General features: G+C 73.2%; 25 protein-coding genes and 1 pseudogene. 15 read left to right on the plus strand and 11 right to left on the minus strand.

Annotated elements, in window-relative coordinates; all coding sequences use genetic code 11:
* Positions 1–247: 247 nt before the first annotated feature.
* A complete protein-coding gene (locus MF672_RS44270; protein WP_242381488.1) occupies positions 248–1,318 on the minus strand; it encodes a polyprenyl synthetase family protein in 1,071 nt (356 codons plus the stop codon).
* 133 nt (positions 1,319–1,451) lie between these two features.
* Between MF672_RS44270 and metF the strand changes: the two genes are divergently transcribed.
* On the plus strand, positions 1,452–2,372 hold the full coding sequence (gene metF / locus MF672_RS44275) for a methylenetetrahydrofolate reductase [NAD(P)H] (RefSeq protein WP_242381489.1): 921 nt from the start codon (positions 1,452–1,454) through the stop codon (positions 2,370–2,372).
* Between the two features lie 171 nt (positions 2,373–2,543).
* On the opposite strand, the gene MF672_RS44280 is transcribed toward metF, so the two are convergent.
* Both MF672_RS44280 and MF672_RS44285 read right to left on the minus strand, forming a co-directional pair.
* Complete coding sequence (locus MF672_RS44280) at positions 2,544–3,119, minus strand: GNAT family N-acetyltransferase (RefSeq protein WP_242381490.1); 576 nt, start codon at positions 3,117–3,119, stop codon at positions 2,544–2,546.
* A gap of 9 nt (positions 3,120–3,128) precedes the next feature.
* Positions 3,129–3,605 (minus strand): YbaK/EbsC family protein, encoded by a 477-nt coding sequence (locus tag MF672_RS44285; protein WP_242381491.1) that lies wholly within the window; start codon positions 3,603–3,605, stop codon positions 3,129–3,131.
* Between the two features lie 121 nt (positions 3,606–3,726).
* Between MF672_RS44285 and MF672_RS44290 the strand changes: the two genes are divergently transcribed.
* Positions 3,727–4,563, plus strand: coding sequence for a L,D-transpeptidase family protein (locus tag MF672_RS44290; protein ID WP_242381492.1), 837 nt, complete (start codon positions 3,727–3,729; stop codon positions 4,561–4,563).
* A gap of 40 nt (positions 4,564–4,603) precedes the next feature.
* Here the strand turns inward: MF672_RS44290 and MF672_RS44295 are convergent, their stop codons facing one another.
* Positions 4,604–5,008 (minus strand): winged helix-turn-helix transcriptional regulator, encoded by a 405-nt coding sequence (locus MF672_RS44295; RefSeq protein ID WP_242381493.1) that lies wholly within the window; start codon positions 5,006–5,008, stop codon positions 4,604–4,606.
* A gap of 81 nt (positions 5,009–5,089) precedes the next feature.
* On the opposite strand from MF672_RS44295, the pseudogene MF672_RS44300 reads away from it, so the two are divergent.
* Both MF672_RS44300 and MF672_RS44305 read left to right on the plus strand, forming a co-directional pair.
* Positions 5,090–5,347, plus strand: a pseudogene (locus MF672_RS44300) (NmrA family transcriptional regulator); the annotation flags it as partial.
* Between the two features lie 265 nt (positions 5,348–5,612).
* Entirely contained in the window at positions 5,613–5,969 is a 357-nt protein-coding gene (locus MF672_RS44305) for a Rossmann-fold NAD(P)-binding domain-containing protein (RefSeq protein ID WP_247815746.1), read from the plus strand.
* A gap of 75 nt (positions 5,970–6,044) precedes the next feature.
* On the opposite strand, the gene MF672_RS44310 is transcribed toward MF672_RS44305, so the two are convergent.
* Together MF672_RS44310 and MF672_RS44315 are read right to left on the minus strand one after the other, a co-directional pair.
* Positions 6,045–6,611, minus strand: a complete 567-nt coding sequence (locus MF672_RS44310; RefSeq protein ID WP_247815747.1) for a hypothetical protein — start codon at positions 6,609–6,611, stop codon at positions 6,045–6,047.
* A gap of 89 nt (positions 6,612–6,700) precedes the next feature.
* On the minus strand, positions 6,701–7,354 hold the full coding sequence (locus MF672_RS44315; RefSeq protein WP_242381200.1) for a TetR/AcrR family transcriptional regulator: 654 nt from the start codon (positions 7,352–7,354) through the stop codon (positions 6,701–6,703).
* A 96-nt stretch (positions 7,355–7,450) separates the two neighbouring features.
* Here MF672_RS44315 and MF672_RS44320 point away from each other — a divergent pair, with 96 nt between their 5' ends.
* From MF672_RS44320 to MF672_RS44330, 3 genes are all read left to right on the plus strand, one after another.
* On the plus strand, positions 7,451–8,641 hold the full coding sequence (locus MF672_RS44320; protein WP_242381199.1) for a cytochrome P450: 1,191 nt from the start codon (positions 7,451–7,453) through the stop codon (positions 8,639–8,641).
* A gap of 11 nt (positions 8,642–8,652) precedes the next feature.
* On the plus strand, positions 8,653–8,844 hold the full coding sequence (locus MF672_RS44325; protein ID WP_242381198.1) for a ferredoxin: 192 nt from the start codon (positions 8,653–8,655) through the stop codon (positions 8,842–8,844).
* A gap of 423 nt (positions 8,845–9,267) precedes the next feature.
* Positions 9,268–9,714 carry an SAV_6107 family HEPN domain-containing protein gene (locus MF672_RS44330; RefSeq protein WP_302893382.1) on the plus strand — a complete coding sequence of 149 codons (447 nt, stop codon included), beginning with the start codon at positions 9,268–9,270 and terminating at the stop codon, positions 9,712–9,714.
* Positions 9,715–10,177: 463 nt separating this feature from the next.
* On the opposite strand, the gene MF672_RS44335 is transcribed toward MF672_RS44330, so the two are convergent.
* The 5 genes from MF672_RS44335 to MF672_RS44355 form a co-directional block, all read right to left on the minus strand.
* A complete protein-coding gene (locus MF672_RS44335) occupies positions 10,178–10,690 on the minus strand; it encodes a hypothetical protein (RefSeq protein ID WP_242381196.1) in 513 nt (170 codons plus the stop codon).
* 814 nt (positions 10,691–11,504) lie between these two features.
* Positions 11,505–11,999, minus strand: coding sequence for a transcriptional regulator BldD (gene bldD / locus MF672_RS44340; RefSeq protein ID WP_026214021.1), 495 nt, complete (start codon positions 11,997–11,999; stop codon positions 11,505–11,507).
* Between the two features lie 301 nt (positions 12,000–12,300).
* The gene (locus tag MF672_RS44345) at positions 12,301–13,167 is read right to left on the minus strand and encodes a universal stress protein (RefSeq protein WP_242381195.1); all 867 of its coding nucleotides are present in this window, start codon (positions 13,165–13,167) and stop codon (positions 12,301–12,303) included.
* A 46-nt stretch (positions 13,168–13,213) separates the two neighbouring features.
* On the minus strand, positions 13,214–14,632 hold the full coding sequence (locus MF672_RS44350; protein ID WP_242381194.1) for an amino acid permease: 1,419 nt from the start codon (positions 14,630–14,632) through the stop codon (positions 13,214–13,216).
* Positions 14,633–14,758: 126 nt separating this feature from the next.
* Positions 14,759–16,003, minus strand: coding sequence for an arginine deiminase (locus MF672_RS44355; protein ID WP_242381193.1), 1,245 nt, complete (start codon positions 16,001–16,003; stop codon positions 14,759–14,761).
* A gap of 160 nt (positions 16,004–16,163) precedes the next feature.
* Between MF672_RS44355 and pyrR the strand changes: the two genes are divergently transcribed.
* The 8 genes from pyrR to pyrF are packed head-to-tail and all read left to right on the plus strand — an operon-like array spanning position 16,164 to position 25,929.
* Complete coding sequence (gene pyrR / locus MF672_RS44360) at positions 16,164–16,733, plus strand: bifunctional pyr operon transcriptional regulator/uracil phosphoribosyltransferase PyrR (protein ID WP_242381192.1); 570 nt, start codon at positions 16,164–16,166, stop codon at positions 16,731–16,733.
* Positions 16,730–17,647: an aspartate carbamoyltransferase catalytic subunit gene (locus tag MF672_RS44365; RefSeq protein ID WP_242381191.1), complete on the plus strand. Its 918-nt coding sequence runs from the start codon at positions 16,730–16,732 to the stop codon at positions 17,645–17,647. The genes pyrR and MF672_RS44365 overlap by 4 nt, the downstream gene beginning before the upstream one ends.
* Positions 17,644–18,933: a dihydroorotase gene (locus MF672_RS44370; protein WP_242381190.1), complete on the plus strand. Its 1,290-nt coding sequence runs from the start codon at positions 17,644–17,646 to the stop codon at positions 18,931–18,933. Before MF672_RS44365 ends, MF672_RS44370 begins: the two co-directional genes overlap by 4 nt.
* Positions 18,930–20,039: a glutamine-hydrolyzing carbamoyl-phosphate synthase small subunit gene (gene carA, locus MF672_RS44375; RefSeq protein WP_242381189.1), complete on the plus strand. Its 1,110-nt coding sequence runs from the start codon at positions 18,930–18,932 to the stop codon at positions 20,037–20,039. Before MF672_RS44370 ends, carA begins: the two co-directional genes overlap by 4 nt.
* A complete protein-coding gene (carB, locus tag MF672_RS44380; protein WP_242381188.1) occupies positions 20,026–23,313 on the plus strand; it encodes a carbamoyl-phosphate synthase large subunit in 3,288 nt (1,095 codons plus the stop codon). Before carA ends, carB begins: the two co-directional genes overlap by 14 nt.
* Before the next feature lie 37 nt (positions 23,314–23,350).
* Positions 23,351–24,217 (plus strand): dihydroorotate dehydrogenase electron transfer subunit, encoded by an 867-nt coding sequence (locus tag MF672_RS44385; protein WP_242381203.1) that lies wholly within the window; start codon positions 23,351–23,353, stop codon positions 24,215–24,217.
* Complete coding sequence (locus MF672_RS44390) at positions 24,207–25,184, plus strand: dihydroorotate dehydrogenase (RefSeq protein ID WP_242381187.1); 978 nt, start codon at positions 24,207–24,209, stop codon at positions 25,182–25,184. Before MF672_RS44385 ends, MF672_RS44390 begins: the two co-directional genes overlap by 11 nt.
* A gap of 52 nt (positions 25,185–25,236) precedes the next feature.
* Positions 25,237–25,929, plus strand: coding sequence for an orotidine-5'-phosphate decarboxylase (pyrF, locus tag MF672_RS44395; protein WP_242381186.1), 693 nt, complete (start codon positions 25,237–25,239; stop codon positions 25,927–25,929).
* Positions 25,930–25,983 lie beyond the last annotated feature (54 nt).

Raw genomic sequence — 25,983 nt, forward strand, 5'->3', positions numbered from 1 at the left:
CGGTCGGGCCCGCCGGCCCGGCCACCGACCCGGGCCACGGCCCCATCACACCGGCCGCACTCCGGCCGGCACCCCGCCTCTGCCCGACGCGCCGCCCCCTCCCTCCGGACGGGGCGGCGCTCCAGTTTTTCGCGGGGTCTGGTGGTGCGGGAGGCGGCGACCGCCAGGCCGGACGGGGCGGCGCTTCAGCTTGGTGGCGCGTGTCTGGCGATGCCGGAAGTGGCGGCGGCGGTCCAGCTTGTGCGGGTCAGGTGGTGCGGGAGGTGGCGGCGATCGCGAGGCCCTCCAGCGCCGCCCTGGCCTCCTCGGTGACCGGGGCCCGCGCGAGGGCGTCCAGCGCCTCGCCCAGGTAGACGCCGATCAGCTCCTCGCACTCGCGCAGCGCCCCCGTGCCCTCGATGACGTCGCGCAGCGTCGCCACCCCGTCCTCGTCCAGGCGGGGGTCGCCGAGCAGCCGCCGGACGGCCGCGGCCGCGCCGGGGGAGGCGGCGGCCAGGGTGCGGGCCACGAGCATGGTGCGCTTGCCCTCGCGCAGGTCGTCGCCCGCGGGTTTGCCGGTCTGCGCCGGGTCGCCGAAGACGCCCAGGATGTCGTCGCGGAGCTGGAAGGCGATGCCGACGCGCTGCCCGTAGCCGGTGCACAGCTCGTCCATCCAGGGCGTGAGCTTGCGCGCGGCGAGCGCGAGGCCGAGCCGCAGCGGCTGCTCCACCGAGTACTTGCCGCTCTTGTACAGCGCCACCCGCAGCGCCGAGTCGAACGTGTTCTCCCCGTGGGCCTGCTCCAGCAGGTCGAGGTACTGGCCGCACATCAGCTCGGTGCGCATGTGGTCGTGCACCGGCTGGGCCGCCTCCAGCGCCTCGCGCGGCAGGCCGCTGGTGCGCCACATCTCGCCCGACCAGATGAGCAGCAGGTTGCCCAGCAGGATCGCCGCGCCCTCGCCGAACTGCTCGGGGGAGCCGTGCCAGGCCGCCTTCTCGTGCATGGCCTGGAAGCGGCGGTGCGCCGCCGGCATGCCGCGGCGCAGGTCGCTCTTGTCCATCACGTCGTCGTGCACGAGCGCGCTGGCCTGCAGCAGCTCCAGCGAGGCCGCCGCGGTGAAGATGCCGGGGTCGTCGTCCGCGCCGCCCGCGCCGCGCCAGCCCCAGTAGCAGAACGCGGGCCGCAGCCGCTTGCCGCCCGCCAGCAGGTCCTCGGCGGCGGCGCGCAGCGGCTGGAAGTCGGGGTCGCCGGCGGCGGGGAGCCGGTGCTCGACGAAGGCGCCCAGGGCACGCTCCACCCGCGTGCGCAGGACGTCCATGCTCACGGCGTCAGAGGTCATGCCTTTGAGACTAGTGGCCGGTCGGAGCGCTTCCGCTCGGGGCCGGGGTGAGGTACGTGAACCCCGCCGGGCCGGGCGGGAGCGGTCGCGGCGGGGCCTCCGCGACCGCCGCCGCTGCCTGTAACCTTGGGCCATGGCGCTTGGTCGACCCTCCGTCCTGCCCGGACGTGTCCCCACCGTCCGCGACATGCTCGCCGCCGGGGGCCGCACGTTCTCCTTCGAGTTCTTCCCGCCCAAGACCGACGAGGGCGAGCGGCAGCTCTGGAAGGCGATCAGGGAGCTGGAGTCGTTGCGGCCGGCGTTCGTGTCGGTCACCTACGGCGCCGGCGGCTCCACCCGCGACCGCACGGTCGACATCGTCGAGCGCATCGCCCACGACACCACGCTCACCCCGGTCGCCCACTTCACCGCGGTCAACCACTCGGTGCGCGAGCTGCGCCACCTGGTCGGGCGCTTCGCCGACGCGGGCGTGCGCAACATCCTGGCCGTGCGCGGCGACCCGCCCGGCGACCCGGCGGGGGAGTGGGTCCGGCATCCCGAGGGCGTCCTGTACGCCGAGGAGCTGGTGCGGCTGATCCGGCAGTCGGGCGACTTCTGCGTGGGCGTGGCGGCGTTCCCCTACAAGCATCCGCGCTCGCCGTCCATCGAGTCCGACACCGAGTTCTTCGTGCGCAAGTGCCGGGCCGGGGCCGACTACGCGATCACCCAGATGTTCTTCCAGGCCGACGACTACCTGCGGCTGCGCGACCGGGTGGCGGCCCAGGGCTGCGACACCCCGATCATCCCGTGCATCATGCCGGTGACGCAGATGAGCACGATCGCGCGCTCCGAGCAGCTGTCGGGCGCGCCGTTCCCGCCGGACGTGGCGGCGCGCTTCGAGGCCGTCAAGGACGACCCGGCGGCGGTGCGGCGGCTCGGCATCGACCACGGCGCCGAGCTGTGCCAGCGGCTGCTGGACGAGGGCGCGCCCGGCATCCACTTCATCACCTTCAACCGCTCCAGCGCCTCGCGCGAGGTGTTCCAGCGGCTCGCCCCGGTCCCGCTCACCGCCTGAGCCCCGGCAAGGGCGGCCCCGGCGCGCGTCAAAGCCGTCACCCGCCCGCAGGGGGACCGGGCGGATGACGGCAGGAGACACCTGTCATGCCGTAAAGGGTCGGTCACTTTCCGTCGTGGTTCATGCCCGCGGTCATGACATGGCAAACCCCGCACCAGGCGGAGGCCGGGCTCAGGGCAGCGGGAGGGGGCGGCCCGCGATGGCGTACTCCTCGTAGCCGCCCGGGAAGACGAACCGTGACAGCAGGTCGGTGAAGCCGAGGCTGGCGTAGAGGTGGCGGGCGGCGGTCGGCCGGTCGTGGGTGGACAGCACCGCCGAGCGCTCGCCGCGGCCCGCGCAGAGGGTCCTGATCATGGCGCGGCCGATGCCCTTGCCCTGGTAGTCGGGGTGGACGTGGATCTCGGCCAGCTCGAAGGCGTGGCCGAGCCAGGCCTGGGCGGTCTCGCGGCCGGACTGCTCGGTGAGCGCCCTGAGCACGACGTCGTGCCACCACTGCCCGGGCGCGCCGCGGAAGCCGTAGGCGAAGCCGACGGTCCTGGGCTCCTCGCGGTCGCCAGGAGTCAGCGACGGTTCACGCAATTCGGCGAAGTAGCACTGAAAATGGGGATATGTCGCGTGATTGCGCATGATGGCCTTGCGGCCGGTGATCTGGTCCCCGGGCGGGTTCATCGCTGCCGTGTAGATCCCGATCACCGTCTCCAGCCGCTCGGTGAACTCGGCCGGCCCCGCCCCGCGAAACTCGATCACCGTCGCACCCTACTCGACGTCCACCGCGACGCCCCCGGTGATGCGCACCAGCTCGTCGAACGTCGTCGGGAACACCGTCAGCGGATGCCCGCCGGCCGCCCACACCACCTCGTGCTTGCTCAGCCAGTTGTCCACCAGCGTGCGCACCGGCGCGGGGTGCCCGACCGGGGCCACGCCGCCGATGGGCTGCCCGGTCGCCGCCCGCACGAACTCCGGCGTGGCCCGCCGCACCTTCGCCGCGCCCGCCGTACGGGCGATCAGGCCGGTGTCGACGCGGTGGGCGCCGCTCGTCAGCACCAGCAGCGGCTCACCGTCGGCGTCGAAGATCAGGCTGTTGGCGATGGCCCCGACCTCGCAGCCGAGCTGCGCCGCGGCGGTCGCCGCCGTGGGCGCCTTCTCCGGCAGCACGATGACCTCGCCGCCCGCCCCCAGCTCACGCAACGCGGACTGCACGACGACGGCGTTAGGAGGCAACTTCTCAGACATGGGGACACTCTAAACAGGTTGACGGCTTGATTACCCGTTCGTGGTGACTGGTGTAGTGTCCTGTGATCCGCTGCACACGGCATGAGAGGTGGTACGGGTGGGGTTTTCGCGACTGCCCGGAATGGCTGCTCTGCTGACGGCCGGAGCCGTCGCGCTGTCCGGCTGCGGCACGACCGCGGCGCGACCACCAGCCCTGCCGTCCGCCGCCGCGTCCACTCAGGGGCCCGCTCAGGGGCCCGCTCAGGCGCCCGCCGCCACCGGCGGGGCCGCCGCGCAGGCAGGCCCCTCCGCCACCTCCGCGGCCCCCGTCGCCGCGCCTCGTAAGACGCTGAAGCTGGGCGCCAAGGGCAAGGCCGTCACCTGGATGCAGCGGCGGCTCACCGAGCTCGGCTACCGCCCCGGCAAGGCCGACGGCCGCTACGGCGGCACCACCCTGGCGGCGGTGTGGGCGTTCCAGAAGGTCAACGGCATCCGGCCCACCAGCACGATCGCCAGGCGCACCTGGGAGGCCCTGGAGAGCCCGAAGGCCCCCAAGGTCCTGGTGCCCGGCGGCAGAGCGACCCGCGCCGAGGTCAACCTCACCAAGCAGATCATGGTCCTGTACGTCGGCGGCCGGCCGGCGCTCATCACCCACATCTCCTCCGGCAGCGGCGTCCCGTACTGCGAGACCGCGGTGTGGCAGGGCAAGGAGCAGCGTTTCTGCGGCTCGGCGAGCACGCCCACCGGCGACTACCGGACCACCTGGCGGGCGAGCGGCTGGCACAAGTCCTACCTGGGCGAGCTGTACAACCCCATCTTCTTCAACGGCGGCATCGCCTTCCACGGCGCGCTGTCGGTGCCGCTCCAGCCGGCCTCGCACGGCTGCGTCCGCATGCCGATGAACGTGGCCGAGGTGCTGCCGGGGATGCTCGGCAAGGGCGTGCCGGTGCACGTGCGGGGCCGCTTCAAGGGGCTGTGAGCCCCGGGGCCGACCTCGGGTCTCAGCCCGGCTCGCCCGCTCAGCCCGGCTCGCCCGGGTGCTCGGCGTCCCAGCGGTCCCTCGCGGCGGCCATGGCCGTCCTGTGCTCCCTCGACCAGTCCGCCAGCCGCTCCACCGTCTCCGCGAGGCTCCGGCCGATCGGCGTCAGCCGGTACTCCACCTGCGGCGGGATGGTCGGGTACGCCGTCCGCTCGACCAGGCCGTCCCGGCACAGCCGCCGGGTCGTCACCGTCAGCATGCGCTGGGAGACGCCCGGGATCGCCCGGTGCAGCTCCCTGAACCGCCGCACGCCCTTGGCCAGCTCGACGAGCACCAGCACCGTCCACTTGTCGCCGAGCCGGTCGAGCACGTCGCGGATCCCGCAGTCCTCGTCCCCGCACGGCCCGCTGACCTGGGCGGTTACGTCGGTGTGCGCGACTGACATGAAAGTGCCTCCTTATGGCGGACGCCCGGGTGCGCCCATGCTGGTGACCGTCTAACCGGGCACAACACCAGGAGTGGTCAGATGATTCTCGTCACCGGCGTGTCGGGGCAACTGGGCGGGGCGATCCTCGCCGGGCTGCGGGCCGTGGGCGGAGTGGAGGCGGCCGGGGCCAGCAGCTCCGCAGGCGTCGCGGACCGGACGGCGGACTTCGACCGCCCGGAGACGCTCGCGGAGGCGTTCGCGGGCGTGGACGTGCTGGTCTTCGTCTCGGCCGGGTACGCCGAGGACGACGTCGTGCTGGCCCGCCACGGGGCCGTGGTGCGGGCGGCCGCCGAGGCAGGGGTGCGGCACGTGGTCTACACGAGCCTCGCCGGGTCGGGGGAGCGGCTGACGCTCGCGCTCGCGCACCGCTGGACCGAGGCGCGGCTGGCCGAGGCGCCGTTCGGCGTCACCGTCCTGCGCAACGGCCTGTACGCCGAGCTCGTGGCCGGGCTGGCGCTCGCCGGGGCCGCGGCGGCGGCCGGGAGCGGGGTGTTCGCGGCGCCGCTCGGCGACGGGCGGCTGACGGCGGTGGCCCGCGACGACCTGGCGGCCGTGGCCGCGCGTGGCGGCCGAGACGCAGGCCGACCTGGCGGCCGGGGTGCCGGCGCGGCACGCGGGGCGGACGTACGAGCTGGAGGGCGTGGCGCCGGTCGGCGGTCCGGACCTGGCGGCGGCGCTGGCCGGCGCGCTCGGCCGGCCCGTCACCTACCGGCCGGTGCCGCTGGCGGCGGCGCGGGAGGGGCTGGCGGGGCTGGAGCCGTACCAGGCGGGGCACAGCATGTCGATCTACGCGAACATGGGGGCGGGGCTGCTGGAGGCGCGTGGGGGCGATCTGGGCGCGTTCCTGGCCGCGCCGCGGCCGGTCCTGGACGTCGTCGCCGACACCCTGAAGGCGGCCCTGGCGTCCGCGGCGGGTTAGCGCGGGGCGGCCGGGTGAGCGCGGGGCGGGCGTTCAGAGCGCGGCGGGGCGGCCGGGTGAGGGCGGGGCGGCCGTTCAGGGCGCGGCGGGGCGGGCCTGGTCGGGCTCGGCGGACGGGGCCGGTGCGCGGCGGGGCGGGCGGCGGGCCGTCAGGGCCAGCCCGGCGGCCTGGACGAGCCCCGCCGCCGGCAGCAGGAAAGCCGTGGCCGGCTGCCAGCCGGGCAGCCCGGCGACGAAGTCGGACGCCTGGTAGAGGCGGCCCAGCAGCCGCGGCGCGTTGACGAAGGCGACGACGCACCCCAGCGCGTACGGCACGATCAGGAACCCCGACAACACGAGCAGGAACGTCCGCCCTCGCGCCGAGCGCCGCCCCAGCAGCGGCCCGACGGCCAGATAGGCCAGCGCGGTCACCCCCACCACCAGGGCCGTCAGCGCCACCACCCGCCAGGCGTCCACGCCGAGCGAGGTCAGCCCGTCGGGCCCGATCCTGCCGCCCTCCCACCCGGGGCCGCGCACCTGCGCCTCGGCGGCCTGCCCGACGGCGGCCCACCCGGCCAGCGCGTACGCCCCCACGAGCGCCGGCCCGGCCGCCAGCAGCACCACCCCCGCCCGCCGCCCCCGGCCCGCACGCCCCCGGCCCACACGCCCCTGCCCGCCCCTGTGCTCAGCCCCGGCCGGTCGCCCTCACCCGCCACGCGCACCCCCACACCACGTCCCTTGAGGATCCCGGGTCAGCTTGCCATCCCCGGCCGCTCGGCGTGGACGCGGACGCCCGGCCGCGCCTCCAGCGCGCGCAGCCCGTCCAGCGCCAGCTCGGCCGCGCGCCGGGCGGTGCCGTGCATGTGCCCCAGCGACCGGTCCTCGCCGAGCTGGGCCATCACGGCCAGCTTGACCGCCCCGAACAGCGCGCCCACCGCGGCCGCCGCCTCGACCTCGTCCAGCTCGTCGGGGCACGCCTGGCGCAGGGCCGCCGCCAGCTTGAGCTGGCTGTCGTAGAGCAGCAGCAGCGCCCGCGCCCGCAGCCCGGGCTCGGCCATGATGAGCCGCGTCCGCAGCCCCGCCTCCTCGAACGTCAGCCCCCCGGACTGCAGCGTCCACTCGAAGGCCGCGTCGATGAGCCGCATCAGCAGCGCGACGACGGACTCGCCGGGGCGGCGGCTCTCCAGCAGCGCCAGCGCCCGCTCCAGCCGCTCCTCCATGTCGTGGAAGACCAGGTCCTCCTTGCCGGCGAAGTAACTGAAGAACGTCCGTGTGGACACCTCCGCCGCGGCGGCGATCTCCGCGAGGGTGGTGTCGGTGTAGCCCTTCTCGTCGAACAGCCGGAGCGCCGCCTCGATCAGCGCCCGGCGCGTGCGCTGCTTCTTACGCTCCCGCAGTCCTGCCATGGGCGAACTTTACTGCATGTCCAGCTTTCTTTCATCGGTTGTAATTTTGCAACCGATGAGGTTTTCTGGACGTACGTCCCGGAGAGGAGCCGAGGCATGTCCGATCTGACCCTTCCCATGGTGCGGCAGCGCCCGCTGGACCCGCCCGACAAGATCGACGAACTGCGGCACCAGGCCCACATGCACCGCATGACGTACGCCGACGGCCACGTGGGCTGGCTCGTCACCGGCTACGCCGCCGCCCGCGCGGTGCTGGCCGACCCCCGTTTCTCCAACCGCCCGGAGAAGATGCACCCGCCGCTCCCCGGCCGGATGGAGCTGCTCAGGCGGCAGGGCTTCAAGCCGCAGCCCGGCCTGTTCCTGCGTACCGACCCGCCCGAGCACACCCGCTACCGCAGGCTGCTCACCGGCCAGTTCACCGTGCGCAGGATGAAGGCGCTGGAGCCGAGGATCGCCGAGATCACCGAGGAGTGCCTGGACGCCATGGAGGCCGCGGGGCCGCCCGCCGACCTGGTGCAGGCGTTCGCGCTGCCCATCCCGTCCCTGGTGATCTGCGAGCTGCTCGGCGTGCCGTACGAGGACCGCGCCCGCTTCCAGGAGGACGCGCGGGTGCTGTTCAACCTGGAGGCCGGGCTCGAGGAGGCGCTGGCCGCCATCGGCAGCACGATGGCGTACCTGCGCGACCTCATCGGCCGCAAGCGCAAGGAGCCGGGCGACGACCTGCTGAGCGGGCTCGTCGAGGGCGGCGAGCTGGACGACGAGGAGCTGACCGGCGTCGGGTTCCTGCTGCTCATCGCCGGGCACGAGACCACCGCCAACATGCTCGGGCTCGGGACGTACGCGCTGCTCGCCAACCCCGGCCAGCTCGCGCTGCTGCGCGCCGACCCCTCGCTCGCGGACAACGCCGTCGAGGAGCTGCTGCGCTACCTCACCATCATCCATCTGGGGCCGCTGCGCAGCGCCGAGGAGGACGTCGAGATCGAGGGCAACCTCATCAGGGCGGGGGAGACGGTCACGCTCAGCCTGCCCGCGGCCAACCGCGACCCCGCCCGCTTCCCCGGCGGCGACACCCTCGACCTGACCCGGCCCGCGACCGGCCACCTCACCTTCGGCCACGGCATCCACCAGTGCCTCGGCCAGCAGCTCGCCCGGGCGGAGATGCGCCTCGCCTACCCCGCGCTGCTGCGCCGCCTGCCTGGCCTACGCTTGGCCGTAACGCCGGAGGAGGTGCCGATGCGCTCGGACATGTCGATCTACGGAGTGCACCGCCTCCCTGTCACCTGGTAGAGGTCATCAACATGGAAATCAAGGCAGACACGACCGTGTGCATCGGGGCGGGAATGTGCGCGCTGACGGCGCCCCAGCTGTTCGACCAGAGCGAGGACGAGGGCACGGTGCTGGTCCTGCAGCGCGAGGTGCCGGCCGAGCTGGAGGACACCGTGCGGCGCGCGGTCAACCTGTGCCCGTCGGGAGCCATCTCCGCCTCCTGACCCCGCCCCCGTCCCCTTCCCCGTTCGAGCCGCCGCCGCCGCGACACGCCGTCGCGGCGGCGGCTTCCGCCTGTTCGGAGCGTTTCTCTTCAAGGTCATCGAACCTGTGTTCGTGGAACCGGTTGACACCGGAGGGTGATCGAAATTATGTTCGACCTAGTGGCGGTGAGGCTCGCGGCTCAGCGTCACGCGGACCTGGTCGCGGGGTGATCGCTTCCCCGAGCGTGACCCGCGGCGAGGCTCCACGGGCGAAGGGCACGTCCTCGTCGTCGGCGGAGACGAGCGGGCGTGTCCTGGCCGGACGGGGAGAGGGGAAGCTCCTCGTCCGGCCGGCCCGGCGGAAATGTCGGTGGCGTCTGCGATTGTTGGACCTACCGGTGAAGAAAGCCGGCAGCCGCCCACGACTTCGAGGAGGCGCGCAAGATGGCACCAAGGCCTAGAGACACGCCCGGGCCCCGGCTGTCGCCTGCGGTTCGGGCGCACCTGGCCGACGCACGTTCCAGCCTGGCGGAGGCGAGCGCCGCTCGCACCCCGGCTTCCCGATATGTGGCCGCGCACCTGGCGGCCCTGAGAGCGGCCGCGGCGATGCTCGCCGCCCGTCCCCGTCCCGCCGAGAGCCGCCGGCGCAAGCTGCGCAGCGCCTGGGAGCTGCTGCCCGAGGCGGAGCCCCACCTGGCCGAGTGGGCCGCCTACTTCTCGGTGACCGCCGCCAAGCGGGCCGCCGCGGAGGCGGGCATGACCAGCCGCATCAGCGCGGCCGACGCCGACGAGATCCTGGCCGAGGCCGACACCTTCGTCTCGACCGTCGAAGACCTGCTGGGGGTTCCCGTCCAGCCCCAACTACCACTGAACGTCCCGCTCGCCGGATGAAGAGCTGATCCGGCCGTCCCCGGCGACGAGAACGGGACGTCCGAGACCGCCTGACCCGTCGGCGGTGCACGACCCGACGCGGCTCCCGCGCACGCCCCGGTAGGCGCGCCGCGACCCGATCGGGAGCACGCTGAGCTCCCTGATCGTGAACTTGCGCATGGGCGTGAGCAAGCCCATGAGGATTGAGCCCGCCGCCACCTGGGCGATCGTGACGCCGAGCCGCACGCCGTGGGCGCATCTCAGGGCCTCACGCTGCGAAGCAGCCCGCCGACGCGCAGCGGCCTCCTTGCGATCACCACAGCGGCCCCAACCCCGTCAGCCCGAACGACACCCGCGGCGACGCCCCGAGCAGCCACGAACCCAGGCACTCGTCCAGCAACGGCCCGGACGAGGCCCGGGCGCGTGGATTGACGGCCCAGGACGCGATCGAGCCACGACGCCTCGATCGGCACATGGCCGAGGGCTACTGCCCTGCCGGCTTCTTGAAGATCAGGCCGAAATCTATGGCGAACCCGGGCTTGTCGAGATGGGGAGTGACGCCGACCAGTTCCCACCCCTCCTGTCCCTGCACATCGCACATCTCCTGAAGCGGCACGCGAAGATCCCGGTAGAAGATCACCCTGTAGTTCCACACTGTCATGAACTCATCTCCCTGTGCGACGATCGAGTACCAGGGAAACTCACACCAGCCGATTTGGCCAGCGCCGAAATCCTCCGAACCGCGTCCCCGCCCCCCTCCAGCGCCGCCCGCAACCTGACCACGCTGCGGCCGAAGCGCGCCGCCAGGGCGCGGATCGACTGCGCCGACATCCCGTACCGGGCGCGCAGCACCGCCGTCCGCTCCCCGCTCGATACTCCGCACCCCAGCGGCGACGAGCGCGTCACGCACCGGTGTGCGGGAGAAGCGGAGCTGCTGCCCGATCTGGCGTATGGCGGTGGCCACGTCCAGGCCCCGCCGAGCACGGGAGGTCTTCACGCCGGGCACCGTCCAAGACGACGGCTCAGCGCGACGCTGGGCAGGAAGGGCCACGATGGCGCATGACGGCTTCGCACGTCGGCTCAGGGTGAGGCGACGGTGCGGGCGTGGCCGTCGCGGTCGGTGGCTCTCAGGCGCGCACGAGGCCAGCCGCGAAGGCCGGACTCGGGAGGCCACTCGGAAAGGCCGGACTGCAAGGCCACGCTGAGAGGCCCTGTCTGCGACCGCGGGATCGGAGGCCCGCACCGCGGACACTCAGGCTCGCGGGCGCTGGTGAGAGGGGCCGCCATGCCGTTGGGGAGCCGGCGAGCGCAGGCCCGGCGAGCCACAGGCGGCGATGGCCGCAACGGTGGCCAGGCCGGCATCGGCGGGTCCGGCTCTCGGCGGGGCGCGAGCCGCCGAGCCCTCGGACGGCCGGAGGGCGTGCGGTGTGCGGTTCCGCGCCCCAGGGCCCAGGCCCCGCTCACAGGGCTTCGGGCCCCTGGCCCAGGATTCGAGCTCACGCCCGCGAGGCGAGCCCGGAGGCATGGCCCGACGCCGGGCGTAGGCGGTCGCCGACGCGGCTCCAGGGGCCGGCGCGGCGCGTCAAGGGGCCGTGGTGCGGGGCCATCCCGATGGGGCGTCAAGGGGCCGTGGCCCGGCGTCAGGCGTCGGGGCCCGTGGAAGCGGGTCCTGTTCCGGCGTCAGACGTCGGGGCCCGTGGAAGCGGGTCCAGGTCCGGCGTCGGGCGTTGCGGGCCCGTGGTGTGGGGGCCCGGGCCCGGCGTCCAGGCCCCGGTGGTGGGGCGTGGACGGGGGTGGGGCGGGCCGGTGGGTCAGAAGGACTCGACGGCGCGGCGGGCCTCGGCGTCCAGGACGCCCCAGCTGATGAGCTCCTCGGTCAGCTCGCTCGGCGACTTGTCATAGATCACGGCCAGGGAGCGCAGATCCTCCTGGCGGATCGACAGCACCTTGCCGTTGTAGTCGCCACGCTGGCTCTGGATGGTGGCGGCGTAGCGCGCCAGCGCCCCCGCCTTCTCCTTCGGCAGCGTCGCCAGCCTCTCCAGGTCGATCACAAGCTTGGGTGTCGGGCCCAGCGGGCTGGGCGCGGCCCCGCCCGGCAGCAGCTCCGATACGGGCACTCCGTAGAAGTCGGCAAGTTCGGCAAGCTTCTGCACCGTGACCGCACGGTCGCCACGCTCGTACGAGCCCACGACCACGGCTTTCCACCTGCCGCGCGACTTCTCCTCGACTCCATGCAGGGACAGGCCCTGCTGGGTGCGGATGGCGCGAAGTCGTGCACCCAGCGACTTTGCGTACTCAGACGGCATCGTGTGGCCCCCCGGCTCTCGTATGTATCGCTCTCAGTAGATTGTGCTCCCTTGCGGCATATGCCCCGGCCACCGGGGGGTGTGGTGCCGGGCTCGGCACCATCGGTAGCCATGGCTCTGGGTTTACCCCAGAAGGCCGCGAGGTGTGGTTACGCACAGTGACGGTAAAGGGGTGGACGCCGAAGGTCAAGCTGATTGGAAAAAAGATGCCGAATCCGGTCCGGTAGGGATCGCCGCAAACGCCCCTCATGTCCCAGAGGTAACACTACTTCGTCACAGTTTGCCCATCAGTGCGCCCACGTCAGGGCCGTCGCGTCAGAATCATGACAGGGCGGGTCGCCGCTCGTACGATCTTCAGCGAGGTATCCCCGAGGAACACCCGCCGGAGTGGCCCGGTGTCGCTGGAAGCGCATATGATCATCTCGCCGGGGAGCCACGACGCCGCGCCGAGCGCCTGCGCGACCGTGCGGCCCTCCAGCACCTCGACCTCCACGCGCAGCCGCCGCGCCTGGCCCCGCGCCGCCGCGCGCAGGTCGGTCGCGGCCTGCTCGCGCAGCCGCACCAGCATCTCCTCCTCGGCCCGGGCCCGCCGGCCGGGGCTGACGACCAGCGTCACCAGCCGCAGCGGCAGCTCCAGCGCCACGGCGGCGCGGGCGGCGTCCTTGACCGCGGCGTCGCAGCCGGGGCCGCGCCGGTAGGCGACGGTGAGGCGGTCGAAGGCGGGCGGCGGGCCGTCGCCGAAGCCGCGCGGCGCGAGCAGGACGGGAACGGAGGAGGCGTGCAGGAGCTGGTCGGCGGTGCTGCCCACCGCGATGCGCCCCCTGGCGCCGCCCGGGGCCGAGCCGATCACCACGACGTCGGCCGCGCGCCGGCGGGCCAGCTCCACCAGCCCGCGCCCGCTGTGCCTGGCGGTGTGGACGACGTACTCCGCCTCTTCGCCGGCCAGCCCGCGCGCCTCGGCGAGCGCCGCGTCCGCCTGCTCGGCCAGGTACGCCCGCCAGGCCGCGTCCTCCGCCCGCGCGGGGCCCGGCGTGGTCCAGGCGGGCGGGCGCACGTTCGCCACCGTGAGCCGGGCGCGGGCCTGGCGCCGCAGCAGCAGCGCCAGCGCCAGCCCGTCGCGGGCGCGCGGCCCCGGCACGTATCCGGCCAGCACCTCCTCCACCTTCACGACGACGACTCCAGCCTCATGACGACCAGCCTCATGACGACCCGGCTCACGACGGCGCCCCGAGCCGTGAGCGCCGGAAGCCGTACAGGAAGTAGCAGGCCAGCCCGGCCAGCATCCACAGCCCGAACGCCGCCCACGTCACCCCGGCCAGCCCCGCCATCACCACCCCGCACATGACCGCCCCGAGCACCGGCGTGAGCGGGAAGAACGGCACCCGGAAGCCGCGCGGCAGGTCCGGCCGGCGCCGCCGCAGCACCAGCACGCCGACGTTGACCAGGGCGAAGGCGAACAGCGTGCCGATGCTGGTGGCCTCGGCGAGCTGCCCCAGCGGCACCATCCCGGCCAGCACCGAGACGAAGGCGGCCACGATGAGCGTGTTGGCGACCGGCACCTGCCGGCGCGGGTCCACCCGCTGGAACACCGGGGGCACCAGCCCGTCGCGGGACATCGCGAACAGGATGCGGGTCTGCCCGTACATGACGGTCAGCACGACGCTGGCGATCGCCACGACCGCGCCGAACGACACGATCAGGCCCGGCCACGTGGACCCGGCGGCCCGGTCGGCGATGGCCGACAGGCTCGCCTCGGAGCCCTCGGGGTCGAACGCGCTCCACGGCTGGGCGCCGACGGCCGCCACGGCGACCAGTACGTACACGAGGGTCACGATCGCCAGCGACAGGATGATCGCCAGCGGCAGGTCCCGCCGCGGGTTGCGCGCCTCCTCGCCCGCCGTGGAGGCCGCGTCGAAGCCGATGTAGGAGAAGAACACCTGCGAGGCCGCCGCGGTCACCCCGGCCACCCCGAGGGGCGCGAACGGCGTCAGGTTGCCCGACCGGAAGGCGGTGAACGCCACCGCGCAGAAGAACAGCAGCACCGCGATCTTGACCAGCACGAGCACCGCGTTGGCCCGCGCGCTCTCCGACGCGCCGTGCAGCAGCAGCCAGGTCGCGAGCGCCACGATGAGGATCGCCGTGACGTTGACCACGCCGCCGTCCTGCCCGGGGGAGCGGGTGATCGCCGCGGGCAGCTCGACGCCGAGGAGCGAGCGCAGGAACGCGTTGAGGTACTCGCCCCAGCCGACGGCCACGGCCGCCACGGACACGGCGTACTCCAGCATCAGGCACCAGCCGCACACCCACGCCACCAGCTCGCCCAGCGTCGCGTACGCGTACGAGTACGACGACCCGGACACCGGGATCGTCCCGGCCAGCTCCGCGTACGACAACGCCGACAGCAGCGCCGTCACCGCCGCCAGCACGAACGACAGCACCACCGCCGGCCCCGCCTTGGGCACCGCCTGCCCGAGGATGACGAAGATGCCGGTGCCGAGCGTCGCGCCCACGCTGAACAGCGTGAGCTGCCACAGCGACATCGTGCGCCGCAGCTCGCCGCCCTCGCCGTGGCCGCCCTCGGCCACCAGCCGCTCGGTGGGCTTGGTGCGGAACAGCCGCGCGATCGCCGTCATCCCCCACCCCCCGAGAACGTGCTGGTCAGCGCCACCGGCGTGACGATCGTGCCCGCCCCGGGCGGGAGTATGCGCCCGCCCCCGCGCCAGCGGTGCGAAGCCGGTCAGACGCCGGTCGGGCGCCGGTCAGATGCCGTCGCGTTCGAGCGGGCAGCTCATGCAGCGCGGCCCGCCGCGGCCCCGTCCCAGCTCGCTGCCCCTGATCGTGATCACCTCGATGCCGTGGTCGCGCAGGTAGGCGTTGGTCGTGGTGTTGCGCTCGTAGGCGACGACCACGCCGGGCTCCAGGGCCAGGCCGTTGCAGCCGTCGTCCCACTGCTCGCGGGCCGCCGCCCGGGCGTCCTGCGCGGCGGTCAGCACGGTGATCGCCGGCAGGTCGAGCGCGTGCGCGATGGCCCGGTGCATGTCCTCCGGCGGGTGGTCGGTGAAGCGCAGCTCCTTGGCCGAGCGGCCCGGCTCGATCGTGTACGACGGCAGCATGCCGAGCCCCGCGTACTGGGTGAACACCCCCACGTCGAGCATCGTCATCACGGTGTCCAGGTGCATGAACGCCCGCGCCTTCGGCAGGTCCACGGCCACGATCCGGCGGGCCGCCCCGGCCCGGAACAGCCGCCGCGCCAGCATCTCCACCGCCTGCGGCCGGGTGCGCTCGCTCATCCCGACCAGGACCGCGCCGCGCCCGATCACCAGCACGTCGCCGCCCTCCATGGTCGCGGGCGCCGCCGAGTGGCCCGGCATCCAGCAGTGGAAGCCGCCCTGGTCCGGCCGGTCGAAGCCGCCGGCGAACATCGGGTGGTACATGTAGACGGCCTCCATGTTGACCGTCTCGCGCATGCGGGCCTTCTTGCGCATCGCGTTGATCGCCACGCCGTCGTACACCCAGCAGGAGGTGTCGCGGGTGAACAGGTGGTTCGGCAGCGGCGGCAGGATGAAGTCGTGCTCGCCCATGGCGTGCACGGTCACCGACTGCGGCTCGCAGCCCAGCTCGGCCAGCTCGCCCTTGGTGATGCCGCCGGTCAGGTAGAGCTGCAGGGTGGCCGCGTCCATGGCGTCGAGGGTGTTGCGGACGTCGTCGATCGCGCCCGGCCCGAGCCAGCGCTCGTCCACCACCGCGTCGAGGATGTGCTTGCGGGCCTCCGGGATCTCGACCGTCTCCCGCAGCAGGTCGTCGAGCAGATGGACGACGATGCCGCGCGAGCGCAGCACCTGCTGGAACTCCTCGTGCTCCTCCATCGCGCGCTGCACCCACAGCACGTCGTCGAACAGGAACGCGTCCTTGTTGGCGGGGGTGAGCCGCCGCAGCGCGAGGTCGGGCTTGTGCAGGAGGACCTGGCGCAGCCGCCCGACCTCCGAATCGACGTGGAATGTCATCCTTGCCATATCCCCGGCCCGCGGCCGGATCTCACGCCGCGCCGGGCCCGACACTCGCGGGGGGCCTCGCGTTGTACCTGGTAGCCCCTGGTACTGTGTGTCCCGACCAACACCCTTTTAAGACCCGTCCCGTGAGGCGGGAAAGGTGGTGAGCTTCGTCATGTCCGACCCCCAGCCGGGCGCACGCCCGGACGCGCGGGCGGTGCTGGAGGCCCCTGACGTCCACCGGGCGCTGACCCGCATCGCGCACGAGATCCTCGAACGCACCAAGGGCGGCGACGACGTCGTCCTGCTCGGCATCCCCACCCGCGGCGCGACCCTCGCCCGCCGGCTCGGCGACCGCATCGAGCAGTTCGAGGGCGTCAAGATCCCCGTCGGCTCGATCGACGTCACCATGTACCGCGACGACCTGCGGCTGCGCCCCGCCCGGCCGCTCGGCCGCACCGAGCTGCCGCCCGACGGCATCGACGGCAGGATCGTCGTCCTGGTCGACGACGTCCTCTACTCCGGCCGCACCGTCCGGGCCGCGCTCGACGCGCTCAACGACCTCGGCCGCCCCACCGCCGTCCAGCTCGCCACGCTGGTCGACCGCGGCCACCGCGAGCTGCCCATCCGCGCCGACTACGTCGGCAAGAACCTCCCCACGGCCAAGAGCGAGAAGGTCAAGGTCTACCTGCAGGAGACCGACGGACGCGACGCCGTGCTTCTCATGAAGGGGGAGCCCAGGTGAACCGTCACCTCATCTCCGCGGGCGACCTGTCCAAGGACGACGCCCTGCTCATCCTCGACACCGCCGAGGAGCTGGCGAGGGTCTCGGAACGTTCCATCAAGAAGCTGCCGACGCTGCGCGGCCGCACGGTGGTCAACCTGTTCTTCGAGGACTCCACGCGCACCCGCATCTCGTTCGAGGCGGCGGCCAAGCGGCTGTCCGCCGACGTCATCAACTTCTCGGCCAAGGGCTCCAGCGTGTCCAAGGGCGAGTCGCTGAAGGACACCGCGCTCACGCTGGAGGCCATGGGCGCCGACGCGGTCGTCATCCGGCACGGCTCCTCCGGCGCGCCGCACCGCCTGGCCACCTGGGTGCGCGGCAGCGTCGTCAACGCGGGCGACGGCACCCACGAGCACCCCACGCAGGCGCTGCTCGACGCCTTCTCCATGCGCCGCCGCCTGGGCGGCCTGGACGGCCGCAAGGTCACCGTCGTCGGCGACATCCTGCACAGCCGGGTCGCCCGCTCCAACGTGCTGCTGCTGCACACGCTGGGCGCCGAGGTCACCCTGGTCGCGCCGCCCACGCTGCTGCCGGTCTCGGTCGGCGACTGGCCGTGCGAGGTGTCCTACGACCTCGACGCGGTGCTGCCCAAGTCGGACGTGGTCATGATGCTGCGGGTGCAGAAGGAGCGGATGAACGCCGCGTACTTCCCCAGCGAGCGCGAGTACTCGCGCCGCTACGGCCTCGACCGCGACCGCTTCGCCAAGATGCCGGACGAGGCCATCGTCATGCACCCCGGGCCGATGAACCGGGGCATGGAGATCGCCGCCGAGGTGGCCGACTCGGCCCGCTCCACCATCGTGGAGCAGGTCGCCAACGGCGTCACCATCCGGATGGCCGTCCTGTACCTGCTGCTCGGGGGAGAGATCGCGTGATCGTCGTCAAGAACGTCAGGATCCTCGGCGGCGAACCCGCCGACATCCGCATCGACCAGGGCCTGATCGCCGAGATCGGCCAGGGGCTGAGCGGCGGCGAGGAGATCGACGGCGGGGGCGCGATCGCGCTGCCCGGCCTGGTCGACCTGCACACCCACCTGCGCGAGCCCGGCCGCGAGGACGCCGAGACCGTGCAGACCGGCACCCGCTCGGCGGCCCGCGGCGGCTACACCGCCGTGCACGCCATGGCCAACACCTCGCCCGTCGCCGACACCGCCGGCGTCGTCGAGCAGGTGTGGCGGCTCGGCCGCGAGTTCGGCCACTGCGACGTGCACCCGGTCGGCGCGGTCACGGTCGGCCTGGAGGGCCGCCAGCTCGCCGAGCTGGGCGCGATGGCCGACTCCGCGGCCCGGGTGCGGGTCTTCTCCGACGACGGCCGCTGCGTGGACGACGCGGTGCTCATGCGCCGCGCCCTGGAGTACGTCAAGGCGTTCGACGGCGTCGTCGCCCAGCACGCCCAGGAGCCCCGCCTGACCGAGGGCGCCCAGATGAACGAGGGCGTCGTCTCCGGCCGGCTCGGCCTGACCGGCTGGCCCGCGGTCGCCGAGGAGGCGGTCATCGCCCGCGACTGCCTGCTGGCCGCGCACGTCGGCTCCCGCCTGCACGTCTGCCACGTCTCCACGGCCGGCTCGGTGGAGATCATCCGCTGGGCCAAGTCCAAGGGCTGGGACGTCACCGCCGAGGTGACCCCCCACCACCTGCTGCTCACCGACGACCTCGTCGAGGACTCCCCGGTGGGCGCCTACAACCCCATCTACAAGGTCAACCCGCCGCTCCGCACCCGCGCCGACGTCGAGGCGCTGCGCGCCGCGCTGGCCGACGGCACGATCGACATCGTCGCCACCGACCACGCCCCCCACCCGGTCGAGGACAAGGAGACCGAGTGGTCGGCCGCCGCCATGGGCATGGTCGGCCTGGAGACCGCGCTCAGCGTCGTGCAGGAGGCCATGGTCGAGACCGGGCTGCTCGACTGGGCGGGCGTCGCCGAGCGCATGTCCGTCACGCCGGCGCGTATCGGGCGCCTGGCGGGGCAGGGGCAGCCGCTGGAGGCGGGCGGACCGGCCAACATCACGCTCTACGACCCGTCCGCGCGCACGCTGGTGGACCCCTCCGCCTTCGCGTCCAAGAGCAGGAACACCCCCTACGAGGGCATGACGCTGCCCGGCAGGGTGGTGGCCACGTTCCTGCGGGGCAGGCCGACCGTACTCGAAGGGAAGCTGGTTTGAACACTCCTGCCGTTCTCGTCCTGGAAGACGGCCGCGTCTTCCACGGGACCGCCTACGGCGCCGAAGGCGAGACGTTCGGCGAGATGGTCTTCAACACCGGCATGACCGGCTACCAGGAGACCCTCACCGACCCGTCCTACCACCGCCAGATCGTCGCCATGACCGCGCCGCACATCGGCAACACCGGCGTCAACGACGAGGACCCGGAGTCCCGCCGCGTCTGGGTCGCCGGCTACGTCGTGCGCGAGCCGTCCCGCGTCGTGTCGAACTGGCGGGCCACCCGCTCGCTCGACGACTACCTCAAGGAGCAGGGCGTCGTCGGCATCGCCATCCCCGGCACCCGCGCCCTGACCCGCCACCTGCGCGAGCGCGGCGCCATGCGGGCCGGCATCTTCACCGCCCCGTCCGCGCCGGTCGAGGAGCTGGCCGAGCGGGTGCGGCGCTCGCCGGGCATGACGGGCGCGGCGCTGGCCGCCGAGGTCGCCACCACCGAGCCGTACGTGGTGCCCGCCATCGGCGCGAAGCGCTTCACCGTCGCCGCCGTCGACCTCGGCATCAAGGGCATGACGCCGCACCGCATGGCCGAGCGCGGCTGCGAGGTGCACGTGCTGCCCGCCGGCGCCTCCTACGAGGAGATCATGGCCGTCGAGCCGGACGGGGTGTTCCTGTCCAACGGCCCCGGCGACCCCGCCACCGTGGACGTCACGCCGCTGCGGCAGGTGCTGGAGGCCAGGGTGCCGTTCTTCGGCATCTGCTTCGGCAACCAGATCTTCGGCCGGGCGCTCGGGCTGTCCACGTACAAGCTGCGCTACGGCCACCGCGGCGTCAACCAGCCGGTCCAGGACGTGCGCACCGGCAAGGTGGAGATCTCCGCGCACAACCACGGGTTCGCCGTGGAGGCGCCGCTCGACGGGCCGTTCGCGACCCCGTACGGGCAGGCCGAGGTCAGCCACGTCAACCTGAACGACCGCTGCGTGGAGGGGCTGCGGCTGCTCGACGGCAGCGCGTTCAGCGTCCAGTACCACCCCGAGGCCGCGGCCGGGCCGCACGACGCCGCCTACCTGTTCGACGAGTTCTGTGAGGTCATGAGCCGTGCCCAAGCGTGAGGACATCAGGTCGGTCCTGGTGATCGGCTCGGGGCCGATCGTGATCGGCCAGGCGTGCGAGTTCGACTACTCCGGCACGCAGGCGTGCCGGGTGCTGCGGGCCGAGGGCTTCCGCGTCATCCTGGTCAACAGCAACCCCGCCACGATCATGACGGACCCGGAGTTCGCCGACGCCACCTACGTCGAGCCGATCACCCCCGAGTTCGTCGAGAAGATCATCGCCAAGGAGCGGCCCGACGCGCTGCTGCCCACCCTGGGCGGCCAGACCGCGCTCAACACCGCGGTCGCGCTGCACGAGTCGGGCGTCCTCGACAAGTACGAGGTCGAGCTGATCGGCGCCGACTTCGACGCGATCCAGGCCGGCGAGAACCGCGAGCGGTTCAAGGAGATCGTCGCCAAGGTCGCGCGCGAGCACGGGCTGAACGCCGAGTCCGCCCGCTCGGTCATCTGCCACACCATGGACGAGGTGCTGGCCGGCGCGGCCCAGCTGGGCTACCCGCTGGTCGTGCGGCCGTCGTTCACCATGGGCGGGGCGGGCTCCGGCTTCGCCCACACCGAGGAGGACCTGCGCCGCATCGCGGGCGCCGGCCTCGACGCCTCGCCGACCACCGAGGTGCTCCTGGAGGAGTCCATCCTCGGCTGGAAGGAGTACGAGCTGGAGGTGATGCGCGACAAGGCCGACAACGTCGTCATCGTGTGCTCCATCGAGAACATCGACCCGATGGGCGTCCACACCGGCGACAGCGTCACCGTCGCGCCCGCGCTGACCCTCACCGACCGCGAGTACCAGAACATGCGCGACGTCGCCATCGCGGTCATCCGCGAGGTCGGCGTCGACACCGGCGGCTGCAACATCCAGTTCGCGGTGGACCCGCGCACCGGCCGCATGATCGTCATCGAGATGAACCCGCGCGTGTCGCGCTCGTCCGCGCTCGCCTCCAAGGCCACCGGCTTCCCGATCGCCAAGATCGCCGCGAAGCTGGCCATCGGCTACACCCTCGACGAGATCCCCAACGACATCACCAAGGAGACCCCGGCCTCCTTCGAGCCGACCCTCGACTACATCGTGGTCAAGGTGCCGCGCTTCGCCTTCGAGAAGTTCCGCGGCGCCGACCGCACGCTCACCACGCACATGAAGTCCGTGGGCGAGGCCATGGCCATCGGCCGCTCCTTCCCCGAGGCGCTGCAGAAGGCGCTGCGCTCGCTGGAGAAGAAGGACTCCTCCTTCACCTGGGCGGGCCCCCTCGGCGACAAGGACGAGCTGCTGGAGGCGTGCCGCACCCCGCACGACGGCCGGCTGCGCACGATGCAGCAGGCCATCAGGGCCGGCGCCACGCCCGAGGAGCTGTTCGCCGCCACGAGCGTCGACCCGTGGTTCATCGACCAGCTCTTCCTGCTGCACGAGGAGGCCCAGGCGGTCGCCGCGGCCGACGACCTCACCGCCGAGGTGCTCGGCCGGGCCAAGCACCTCGGGTTCAGCGACCTGCAGATCGGCGAGATCCGCGGCATCGACGAGGCCAGGGTGCGCGACCTGCGGCACGCGCTCGGCCTGCGGCCGGTCTACAACACCGTCGACACCTGCGCCGCCGAGTTCGCCGCCAGGACGCCCTACCTCTACTCGACCTACGACGAGGAGAGCGAGGTCCCGCCCGGCGAGCGCAAGAAGGTCATCATCCTCGGCTCCGGGCCCAACCGCATCGGGCAGGGCATCGAGTTCGACTACGCCTGCGTGCACGCCTCCTTCGAGCTGTCGCGGGCCGGGTTCGAGACCGTCATGGTCAACTGCAACCCCGAGACCGTCTCCACCGACTACGACACCTCCGACCGGCTCTACTTCGAGCCGCTGACGCTGGAGGACGTCCTGGAGGTGGTGCACGCCGAGCAGCAGGCCGGGCCCGTGGTGGGCGTGATCGTGCAGCTCGGCGGGCAGACGCCGCTCGGCCTGGCGCAGGCGCTCAAGGACGCCGGGGTGCCCGTCGTCGGCACCTCGCCGGAGTCCATCCACCTCGCCGAGGAGCGCGGCGCGTTCGGGCGGGTGCTGGCCGAGGCCGGGCTGCCCGCGCCCAGGCACGGCACCGCGCTCACCGTGGCCGAGGCCAGGGAGATCGCCGCGGAGATCGGCTACCCGGTGCTGGTGCGGCCCTCGTACGTGCTGGGCGGGGCCGGCATGGCCATCGTCTACGACGAGGAGACGCTGGACACGTACATGGCGGCCCAGGAGGGCGGCCACCCGGTGCTCGTCGACAAGTTCCTCGACGAGGCCATCGAGATCGACGTGGACGCCCTGTTCGACGGCGAGGAGCTCTACCTCGGCGGCGTCATGGAGCACATCGAGGAGGCCGGCATCCACTCCGGCGACTCGGCGTGCGCGCTGCCGCCGATCACGCTCGGCAGCTTCGACATCAAGCGCATCCGCGCGGCCACCGAGGCCATCGCGCGGGGCGTGGGCGTGCGCGGGCTGCTCAACGTCCAGTACGCGATGTCGGCCGGCGTCCTGTACGTCCTGGAGGCCAACCCGCGGGCCTCGCGCACCGTGCCGTTCGTGTCCAAGGCCACGGCCGTGCCGCTGGCCAAGGCGGCGGCCCGGGTGATGCTGGGCGCCTCGGTGGCCTCGCTGCGCGCCGAGGGCATGCTGCCGGCCGAGGGCGACGGCGGCACGCTGCCGCTCGACGCCGCGATCGCGGTCAAGGAGGCGGTGCTGCCGTTCAACCGCTTCCACGGGGTCGACATCGTCCTCGGGCCGGAGATGCGCTCCACCGGCGAGGTCATGGGCATCGACGAGTTCTTCGGCATCGCCTACGCCAAGTCCCAGGCCGGCGCCTACGGGCAGCTCCCGACCAAGGGACGCGCGTTCGTGTCCGTGGCCAACCGCGACAAGCGTGCGATGATCTTCCCTGTGAAGGCGCTCGCCGACCTCGGCTTCGAGATCCTCGCCACCGAGGGCACGGCCGAGGTGCTGCGCCGCAACGGCGTCCATGCCAAGATCGTGCGCAAGCACAGCGAGGGGCCCGGCCCGGGAGGTGAGCCGACGAGCGTGCAAGCCATCCTCGACGGCGAGGTCGACCTGATCGTCAACACGCCCTTCGGCAGCCCCGGGCAGTCCGGGCCGCGGCTCGACGGCTACGACATCCGCACCGCCGCGGTGCTGCGGGGCATCCCGTGCATCACGACGGTGGCGGGGCTCGCGGCGGCGGCGGCGGGCATCCAGGCGATCGTGCGCGGCGACGTGGGCGTACGGTCTCTCCAGGAGCACGCGCGGGCGCTGCGGGGCTGAGCCGCTGATCGGGCCCCGCCACGGGAGGTGAAGACGACTGGCCGGCACTCCGGTGCAGGTGACGGGCACGGTGCTGACGACGCGCCGGGTCGACGCCTACCATGCGCTGACGGTGGTGGCGCCCGGCATCGCCGAGCGCTTCCGCCCCGGTCACTTCGTCTCGGTGGCCGTCGGAGGGGCTTACACGTCGATGGTGACGCGGCGCGCGTTGTCCGTCCACGACGTCAAGTCCGACTACGGCGGCACGGTCGAGCTGGTCTTCACCGTCCGCGGGCGGGGCACCGCATGGCTCGCCGAGCGGCGCGCCCGCGACACGCTCGACCTGGTCGGGCCGCTCGGGCGGCCCTTCCCGCTGCCCCGCGACCCGGCCCACTGCGTGCTGGTCGGCGCCGAGTACGGCTCGGCCGTGCTGTTCCCGCTGGCCGACGCGCTGCTGGCGCGGGGCTGCCGGGTCGACTTCGTGCTCGGCGGTGCGGGGGCCGAGCGGGTCTTCGGGGCGATGCGGGCCCGCCGCATCGCCGAGACGACCACGCTCACCACCGAGGACGGCTCGCTCGGGTTGCGCGGCAAGGTCACCGACGCGCTGCCCTCGGTGATCGCCGACACCCGGGCCGACGCCGTCTACGCCTGCGGGCCGATGGAGACGCTGCGGGCGGTGACGGCGGTCGGCATGGAGTTCGACATCCCGGTGCAGGTGGCCGTCGAGGAGCAGATGGGCTGCGGCATCGGGGTGTGCATGACGTGCGTCATCCCGGTCATCGGGGACGACGGGGCGACCAGGATGGTCAGGGCGTGCGCGGAGGGACCGGTGTTCCGGGGGGAGCGGGTGCGCTTCGAGGACGTGGGAACGATCCCGTTCGACGCGCTCGGCGCCCCCGGAGGCGGTGCGCGACATGTCAGTTGATATGCGGACTTTTCTGGCGCACGTGGAGCTGGCCAACCCGATCACCACGGCCGCCGGGTGCGCTGCCTCCGGACGGGAGCTGGCCCAGTTCTTCGACCTGCACCGGCTCGGCGCCCTCACCACCCGCTCGATCACCATGGCGCCGCGCGCCGGGCGGCCCACGCCGCGCATGGCCGAGACGCCCTCGGGCATGCTCAACGCCGTGGGGCTGCAGGGGCCGGGCATCGACGCGTTCCTGGAGCGCGAGCTGCCCTGGCTCGCCCAGCGCGGCATCAAGACCATCGTCTCGATCGGCGGCGGCACCGTCGCCGAGTACTCCGAGCTGGCCCGCAGGCTCGCCGACGCGCCCGGGGTCACCGCGCTGGAGGTCAACCTCTCCTGCCCCAACATGGAGGACCGCGGCCGGGTCTTCGCCCGCGAGGGCAGCGCCGCCGCCGAGGTCATCGCCTCCGTGCGCTCCATCATGCGCTACGACGTGCCGGTGGTCGCCAAGCTCGCCCCCGACGTGGCCGACATCGTGGCCGTCGCCCGGGCCTGCGTGGACGCCGGCGCCGACGCGCTGTCCATGATCAACAACCCGCTCGGCATGGCGATCGACACCGAGGCCCTGCGGCCCTCGCTGGCCGCCGTCACCGGCGGGCTGTCCGGGCCGGCCATCCTGCCGCTGGCCGTGCGCTGCGTGTGGCAGGTGCACGCCGCACTGCCCGGGGTGCCGCTCATCGGCATCGGGGGCGTCATGACCGGCAGGGACGCCTTCCAGCTCGTCCTGGCGGGCGCCTGCGCGGTCGGTGTGGGCACCGCCCTGTTCCACGACCCGTACGCCTGCCTGCGCATCGAGCGCGAGCTGGAGGACCTGCTGCGGGCCCGCGGGTTCCAGCGCCTCGCCGACGCCGTCGGGCTCGCGCACCGGCCGCCGGGGAGCGCCCCCCGGCACCTGCTCGTCGACACCGAGGAGAGCGCGCCCTGACGGGCGCCGCCTCCGTACCCGAACGTCCCGGAAGAACCGAGGAGAGCACGTCTTGACTCCCGCACCCATCGCCGTCGCCCTCGACGCCCCCGACCTGGAGACCGCCGCCCGCTGGGCGGCCCTGGTGACCCCGCACGTCAGCACGGTCAAGGTGGGCCTGGAGCTGTACCTGCGCTACGGGCCCGACGTCATCGCCTCCGTGCGCGGCGCCAGCGGCGTGCGGGTGTTCCTGGACCTGAAGCTGCACGACATCCCCAACACCGTCTCCGGGGCCGCGCGCGCCGTCGCCCGGCTGCGGCCGGCCATCCTGACCGTGCACGCGGCCGGCGGGCCGGCGATGATCCGCGCCGCGGTGGAGGCCGCGCCGCACACCCAGATCGCCGCGGTCACCATCCTGACCTCGCTGCGCGAGGCCGACCTCGACCGCATCGGCGTGCGCGGCCCGGCCGACGACGCCGTGCGGCGGCTGGCCGCCCTGTCGGTGGAGGCGGGAGCCACCGCGCTGGTGTGCTCGGCGCACGAGGTGCCGGCCGTGCGCCGCGAGGTGGGCGAGCACATCACCCTCATCACGCCCGGCGTGCGGCCGGCGGGGGCCGACACGCAGGACCAGATGCGGGTGGCGACGCCCGAGCAGGCGCTCGCCGACGGCGCGGACCTGCTCGTGATCGGCCGGCCCATCACCGGCTCCCCGGACCCGGGCGCGGCGGCGGCCGCCATCGCCGCCTCGCTCCGGCGCGCGTCCTGACGAGCGTTGCGACAAGATCATAGCGGGGCTGACCTGCAAGATCAAAATGGTCGC

Source organism: Actinomadura luzonensis, assembly GCF_022664455.2.
Lineage (GTDB): Bacteria > Actinomycetota > Actinomycetes > Streptosporangiales > Streptosporangiaceae > Nonomuraea > Nonomuraea luzonensis.

What these genes read in the sequence shown, in the direction of transcription:
- MF672_RS44355 (WP_242381193.1), bottom strand. Translation starts at nt 16,003, where the DNA reads ATGACATTCCACGTCGATTCGGAGGTCGGGCGGCTGCGCCAGGTCCTC.
- metF (WP_242381489.1), top strand. Translation starts at nt 1,452, where the DNA reads ATGGCGCTTGGTCGACCCTCCGTCCTGCCCGGACGTGTCCCCACCGTC.
- MF672_RS44350 (WP_242381194.1), bottom strand. Translation starts at nt 14,632, where the DNA reads ATGACGGCGATCGCGCGGCTGTTCCGCACCAAGCCCACCGAGCGGCTG.
- bldD (WP_026214021.1), bottom strand. Translation starts at nt 11,999, where the DNA reads ATGCCGTCTGAGTACGCAAAGTCGCTGGGTGCACGACTTCGCGCCATC.
- MF672_RS44330 (WP_302893382.1), top strand. Translation starts at nt 9,268, where the DNA reads ATGGCACCAAGGCCTAGAGACACGCCCGGGCCCCGGCTGTCGCCTGCG.
- MF672_RS44290 (WP_242381492.1), top strand. Translation starts at nt 3,727, where the DNA reads ATGGCTGCTCTGCTGACGGCCGGAGCCGTCGCGCTGTCCGGCTGCGGC.
- pyrR (WP_242381192.1), top strand. Translation starts at nt 16,164, where the DNA reads ATGTCCGACCCCCAGCCGGGCGCACGCCCGGACGCGCGGGCGGTGCTG.
- MF672_RS44295 (WP_242381493.1), bottom strand. Translation starts at nt 5,008, where the DNA reads ATGTCAGTCGCGCACACCGACGTAACCGCCCAGGTCAGCGGGCCGTGC.
- MF672_RS44315 (WP_242381200.1), bottom strand. Translation starts at nt 7,354, where the DNA reads ATGGCAGGACTGCGGGAGCGTAAGAAGCAGCGCACGCGCCGGGCGCTG.
- MF672_RS44270 (WP_242381488.1), bottom strand. Translation starts at nt 1,318, where the DNA reads ATGACCTCTGACGCCGTGAGCATGGACGTCCTGCGCACGCGGGTGGAG.
- MF672_RS44390 (WP_242381187.1), top strand. Translation starts at nt 24,207, where the DNA reads ATGTCAGTTGATATGCGGACTTTTCTGGCGCACGTGGAGCTGGCCAAC.
- MF672_RS44320 (WP_242381199.1), top strand. Translation starts at nt 7,451, where the DNA reads ATGTCCGATCTGACCCTTCCCATGGTGCGGCAGCGCCCGCTGGACCCG.
- MF672_RS44325 (WP_242381198.1), top strand. Translation starts at nt 8,653, where the DNA reads ATGGAAATCAAGGCAGACACGACCGTGTGCATCGGGGCGGGAATGTGC.
- MF672_RS44285 (WP_242381491.1), bottom strand. Translation starts at nt 3,605, where the DNA reads ATGTCTGAGAAGTTGCCTCCTAACGCCGTCGTCGTGCAGTCCGCGTTG.